The organism is Desulfosarcina sp. (genome assembly GCF_033791525.1).
Classification (GTDB): domain Bacteria; phylum Desulfobacterota; class Desulfobacteria; order Desulfobacterales; family Desulfosarcinaceae; genus Desulfosarcina.
In genome coordinates, this window is the sequence record NZ_JASJGN010000460.1 from 1 (window position 1) to 6,185 (window position 6,185).

7 protein-coding genes are annotated in these 6,185 nt (G+C 58.6%); all 7 read right to left on the reverse strand.

The window, feature by feature from the left end; translation table 11 throughout:
* Positions 1-250: 250 nt before the first annotated feature.
* On the reverse strand, positions 251-1,249 hold the full coding sequence (locus QNK41_RS21600; RefSeq protein ID WP_319261504.1) for a YhdH/YhfP family quinone oxidoreductase: 999 nt from the start codon (positions 1,247-1,249) through the stop codon (positions 251-253).
* A gap of 41 nt (positions 1,250-1,290) precedes the next feature.
* Complete coding sequence (locus tag QNK41_RS21605; RefSeq protein ID WP_319261507.1) at positions 1,291-2,097, reverse strand: FRG domain-containing protein; 807 nt, start codon at positions 2,095-2,097, stop codon at positions 1,291-1,293.
* Complete coding sequence (locus tag QNK41_RS21610; RefSeq protein WP_319261511.1) at positions 2,097-2,969, reverse strand: pirin family protein; 873 nt, start codon at positions 2,967-2,969, stop codon at positions 2,097-2,099. The genes QNK41_RS21605 and QNK41_RS21610 overlap by 1 nt, the downstream gene beginning before the upstream one ends.
* 517 nt (positions 2,970-3,486) lie before the next feature.
* Positions 3,487-3,846, reverse strand: coding sequence for a NifB/NifX family molybdenum-iron cluster-binding protein (locus QNK41_RS21615; protein ID WP_319261514.1), 360 nt, complete (start codon positions 3,844-3,846; stop codon positions 3,487-3,489).
* Positions 3,847-3,994: 148 nt separating this feature from the next.
* Positions 3,995-4,378 carry a NifB/NifX family molybdenum-iron cluster-binding protein gene (locus QNK41_RS21620; RefSeq protein WP_319261517.1) on the reverse strand — a complete coding sequence of 128 codons (384 nt, stop codon included), beginning with the start codon at positions 4,376-4,378 and terminating at the stop codon, positions 3,995-3,997.
* 43 nt (positions 4,379-4,421) lie between these two features.
* A complete protein-coding gene (locus QNK41_RS21625) occupies positions 4,422-5,297 on the reverse strand; it encodes an ATP-binding protein (protein ID WP_319261520.1) in 876 nt (291 codons plus the stop codon).
* On the reverse strand, positions 5,294-6,185 hold an 892-nt coding region (locus tag QNK41_RS21630; RefSeq protein ID WP_319261523.1), incomplete at its 5' end, for an ATP-binding protein. The genes QNK41_RS21625 and QNK41_RS21630, both read right to left, overlap by 4 nt.

The window sequence follows — 6,185 nt, forward strand, 5'->3', positions numbered from 1 at the left end:
GGGACCGTGTCATGAGACATGCATCAGCTGTGCGGCGCGGCGGTTCGATTCGGGCCAGCGGTCAACATTGCGGAAGGATAATTGTGACTATTGTTTGAATGCCCTTTATCCAGGACTATCAGTGATCGTCCATTGTGGCAAATGGAAGCACGAGTTAATTGGTTCCCGGGGCCGGCGACATTGAGGTGTCGCCGGCCCCGGGAATATCTGCAGACGGCCCGTATGGTAGGGACACATCGACTCAGGCGCATCATTCACCCAGGTTGACCACTACCCTGCCCTTTTGCATGCCTTTGAGGATCAGGTCAATGTTTTCGTTCAGGCCGTTCAGGCCGATCTCCTTGCACAGATCGTGGAGGCCATCGACCTTCCAGGCACCGGCCAGATGTTCCCACACTCGGAGCCGGATGCCCATGGGGCAGTTCTGCGAGTCGATGCCAATCAACCGGACACCGCGCAGGATGAAGGGAAAGACGGTCAGCGGCAGGTCGGGCGAAGCCACGTTGCCGCAGCAGGTGACGGTGCCCCAGGGATGCGTGGACTTGATGGCCGTAGCCAGGATCTCCCCACCCACGGTGTCCACCACCCCGGCCCACTGGGCCTTGAGCAGCGGCCGGCCGCTGGTGTCGGCGGCGTCCTCCCGGGCAACGATCTGCGATGCGCCGATGCCGTTGAGAAATTCCGCCTCAGCCGTTTTGCCGGTGACGGCCGCCACCGTATATCCCAACTTGGCCAGCACGGCCACGGAGACGCTGCCCACCCCACCGGTGGCGCCGGTGACCAGTACCGGGCCGTCTTCGGGCTTGACCCGTTCGGTGAGAAAAAGAATGCCCATGCCGGCGGTGAAGCCGGCCGTGCCGAAGATCATGCTCTCTTTCAGGGAGAGACCTTCGGGCAGCGGAACCACCCACCCGGCCGGCACCCGCACGTACTGGCCGAACCCGCCCGACGTGTTCATGCCCAGGTCGTAGCCGGTCACCAATACCGGATCACCCTTTTTGAAGGCATCGACCCGGCTGTCGGCAACGGTTCCCGCCGCATCGACACCCGGCGTGTGGGGGTAGCTGCGGGTAACCCCTTTGTTGCCGATGGCCGAAAGTGCGTCCTTGTAATTCAGGGAAGAGTAGTTCACACGGATAAGGACGTCCCCGTCGGGCAGATCGTCCACCGCTCTCTTTTTGATCTGTCTGACATAGGTTTTGTTTTCACCGGCTTCCACGACCATTGCATTGAATGTTTCAACTGGCATGATTCAGATCTCCTTTAAGTGCTTGCAATAACGTTTTGGGGTCACAAACGGGGTGTATACTGACGCTTAAGCCACGATGCCAGGCCGTCCAGACCCGGAAACAGGATTCGCTCGGTAATGTTGGCCTGGTCCAGCTTGTCCCGGATCTCCCACTTGAGTTCCTTGGGGATGATGATCCGGCCGTAAATGTCCGGATGCTTCTCCAGCCACAGGTCCAACTGCGCGGTGGGACTGGACATCACCGAGAAAAAGGCGAACTGGTTGACGATGCGGGCGTCGATTGACGGGGGTTCGTAAAAAAGCACCAGGTCTTGGCCCAGGGCATCGAAGCCCTTGATATCGCCCAACGCGTGTTCGAGCATTTCCAGGGCGAAGGCATTGGCACCGACGTTGATCAGTTCGTCTGAAAGGGGACGGGGAAGCATCTTGTTGATCTTGACGTAGTCGGCAAACCAGATGACACCGTCGCAGTCGAACCGGTCGGTTTCCGCAGTGGCGAAATGGGCTGCCACAAACGGGGAATAGGTCCAGTCCAGAAGCCGGGTGGGCAGGCCGTGGTGCTGGGCTACCGTCAGCCAGCGCCAGTCCGAGGCGTTGTCACCGGTCCAGGGCATTTCGGCATATTTACTGAAATTACGCAGCAGGTGGTACTCCAGGTGTGAGTGGGCACCGCATCGCCGTGTGAAACTGGTCTTCAGGTCATAGGCCGTGTCCGAAAGCCCCCGGAAGGCGTAGTTGGAGCGAAAGCGCATCAGGTTGGCCTGCCAGGATTTATCGTAGAGGCGTTCGCACAGCTCGCACCAGCTCTCCACCCGCACGTCATTGCTTCGTTTGGATGCGTCGGACATCATAGACTCCCGGCCCCGTGCCTGATAAATGACCCGTCCCGATATTGCTGAAAGGCCAGATCCAGTTCCGCCTGGGTGTTCATGACTATGGGGCCCTGCCAGGCCACCGGTTCCCCGATAGGCTTGCCGGAGATCAGCAGGAACCGGAACGAATCGGCGGCGGTGGCGGCGGCGACACGGTCGCCGTCTTCAAAGGCCACCAGGGTGCCGTTTTCCAGGGCCGGGGAATCAATTGTCTCTGCAAAACCGCCTCGGCCTGCCACGACATAGGCAAAGACCGTGTATCCCGGGTTGACGGAATGGCTGAAACGGGTGTGTGGCGGCATGGACACGTCCAGGTACTGGGGATCGATGACGATATCGGTGACCGGTCCGTTCACCTCGCCCACCCGGCCGCATACCACCCTGACGCGAACCCCGCCATCGAAAAGAACCTCGGGAATCTGACGGGACGGAATCTCCTGATAGCGTGGAGCCATCATCTTGTGGCTGGCCGGAAGATTGGCCCACAGTTGAAATCCCCCCATTTTGCCAGTTGCGTCGCCACGGGGCATTTCCTGATGAACGATGCCGCTGCCGGCAGTCATCCACTGCACGTCCCCCGGGCCGATGGTTCCCGTGTTGCCCATACTGTCACCGTGCGCCACGGAACCGTCAAGCATGTAGGTAATGGTCTCCATGCCCCGGTGGGGGTGCCAGGGAAAACCCTTGAGGTAATGATCGGGACGCGAAGACCGAAAATCGTCCAGCAACAGAAACGGATCGAACCCGGGAGCCTCGCTGTGGCCGAAGGCCCGCTTGAGATGAACACCGGCACCCTCGATCACAGGCTGACTCCGGGTCGTTCGTAGGGACTTTCTAAGGACACTCACATGGACACCTCTCCTGTGGATTGGATCATTTAAAATAGTCCAAAGAAGCGCTGCCGTCAAATGATTGTCTTATGGCATGGGAAAAGCACGGGTGGGGGAATTTGCCGCGGATTGAACCCTCCCCGCGGCCCCGATGAGCGGGATCTCTGCTTCGCTCCGACAAGCCGCGGGGAATGTTCTGCCTGAAACGGCAGTGCTGCGCAGCAACGTAAGGATGAAAGTCGATTTCCAGTCCGCTCGCTAACCCGGTTCAAGGCCGGTAAGGCGGCGCGTCCTGCAGACTCGACGTTTGTGTTTTCTCGGGTATCGACCAACCGGTCAAACCGTTTCGTCATGCATGCCGCCGTGGCATGCATGCATGTTTAGCGGTTCACCGTGTGCATTGCATGCATCGATACGCTGCAAGAGATGGCGGTCGCCTCTTGTTCCAATCGATCACCGCTTTTTTACCGGCGGCACCGGCCTCTGTCAGACAGATGCGACCAGCACCGCCGGAGGGTTATCGCGGCGGCATGGACTACCAGTACCCCTTGGCATTGGGTTCGGAGGTCAGCTTGACTTTTCCGTCTGCAAACGCTGCTACCGCTTCACGAACCGTACCACTCACATCACCGGCAACCTTGACCCGTGCCGCTTCCAGGGTTTTGAATGCATTGGGGCCGCAATACCCGGTGAGCAGAACATCGGCGTGTTGGTCACTGATCATGGTGGCGGCCTGAATACCGGCCCCTTTGAAGGCGTTGACATTCTCGGAGTTGTCCAACACTTCGACATCCAAGGTATCAGCGTCGATGATGAGGATAAAGGCTGCCCGTCCAAAACGGGGATCCATGGGTGAATCCAAATCCTTTCCCGTAGATGTAACTGCAATTTTCATCGAATTTCCTCCCTCTCTGAGGGTTGATTGTGCAAAGCTATGCCAAAGCGGCACCATTCGGTATGTCAGGGTGGGAGTGATAGCGAGTTCCCTGACACAAACATGCAACTGGGTTCATTTATGATTAAACCGGCTCGACGCCGTCGGTTCATTGCCCCCCACCACCACCACACACCTGATTGTCGGCAATCATGGCCAGCCGTCCAGAAATCAGGTCTTCGACCACCGGACGGATTTCCTGGCGCTGGTCGTCGTGGTATACATCGATGCCTGCCTGACGGAATCCCATGAGCGGGCGCATACCGATGCCGCCCACGATCAGGGCATTGACCTGGTTTTCTGCCAGCAGGTTCACCGGCACCATGCAGCCGCCCTGAACGTGATCTTGGTTGGCGATGGTGGAAATCTTTTCGATGACTCCGTCTTTCACGTCCACCAGGGTAAACGTGTCACAATGGCCAAAATGCCCTGCCCGTTTGCCGTCCAGACCCCCTTGTTCCATCGAAGGGATGGCGATTCTTCCTTTTTCCATGATACGGTCTACTCCTTTTCTTTTTTTTGAATGGTACTATTGATTATTCGGCCGTCATGGCCGCAGTATGCATGATTTTTCCCCATACCTGTCGAAGATGCTCGCCGGTCGAACTGTTGCCGTCGAATTCCAGCAGCGTCTTTCCCTGCACCATGGCCCGGGTAAACGCCTGATCGAAGGGAACACGGCCGACCACCGGCAAGCCCCCCTCACGGGCCATCCGTTCAATGGTTTCGCTGTTGTCCGGGTTTAGATCGAACTTGTTGATGCACACCATCACCGGCACCTTGAAGTGCCGGCACAGTTCGATGGCCCGGCCCATGTCATGGATACCGGAAACGGTGGGTTCGGCAACGATCACCACGCTGGTGGCACCGCCCACCGAAGCGATCACCGGGCAGCCCACACCCGGAGGGCCGTCAGTCAGGATCAGGTCAAGGCCTCTCTCTTCGGCCAATTGCCTGGCCTGCTGACGCACCAGGGCCACCAGCTTGCCGGAATTTTCCTCGGCAATGCCCAGCCGGGCATGCACCATTGGCCCGAAACGGGTGTCGGAGATAAACCACTGGCCACAGGTTTTAATTGGAAAATCAATAGCCTGCTCCGGACAAAAATCCACACAGACCCCACAACCCTCGCATCCTATCTCATCGACGATGAAGTCCGTTCCGATGGCCGACCACCGGCACATCTCGATGCAGGTGCCGCATTCGGTGCACCGCTGCGGATCGATCACCGCCACCCCGCCGCCCTGGAAATCGGTTTGCTTGCGAATATCGGGGTGCATCAGCAGGTGGAGATCCGCCGCATCCACATCCGCATCGCACAGCAGGCAGCCGGTGGCGAGGGTGGCAAAAGCTGCCGTCAGGCTGGTCTTGCCGGTGCCCCCTTTTCCGCTCAAAATAACCAGTTCCTTCATTGTGTACCGGCCCCCTTTCCAGTCATCGTTTCAATTTTTTCAATCAGTTCCCGAAAACGGGCCTTCCATTCGGGAAGGGCCAGGGCGAACATTTCCCCGCGGGAATAGCTTTCAGCGATCTGCCGGTCATAGGGAATCTCCATAAGGATCGGGAGCCCTTCGGCGTGGGCATAGTCCCTGACCTTGTCGTCACCCACATCGGCGCGATTGATCACCAGTCCCATGGGAATATCGAGTATTTTCACCGCCTCCACAGCCAGTTTCAGGTCGTGAAGGCCAAAGGGGGTCGGTTCGGTGACCAGCAGGACGAAGTCCGTATCTTTCATGGCGGCGATCACTGGGCACGAGGTGCCCGGCGGGGCATCGATCAGCGTCAGGCCGTCGGCCCAGGTTCGGTCTCGAACAGCCCGGATCAGCGGTGGAGACATGGCTTCCCCCACCCGCAGTCGCCCGTGGACAAAGGCAACGCCATTCATGGCACCGGCTTCCAGAACGCCCAGTTCCCGTCCCGTCTCGGTGATGGCCCCCTCCGGGCATACCGCCATGCACCCGCCGCAGCTGTGGCAAAGCTCGGGAAAAGTGAGCACCGTATCGCCGAGAACGGCGATGGCCCGGAACCGACATATTTCCGCACATTTCTTGCATTGGGTACATTTTTCCAGGTCAATTTCAGGAACCGGCGTAGTGACGGTTTTGGTTTCCTGGATGGATGGCCGTAGAAACAGATGGGCATTGGGTTCTTCCACGTCACAATCCAGCAACTGGACCGGGCCGGATACCGATACGGCAAGATTGGTGGCCACGGTGGTCTTTCCCGTCCCCCCCTTACCGCTGGCAATACTGATGATCATTGGGTCTAACCTCCCTGAATAACAATCCTGCGTGCAT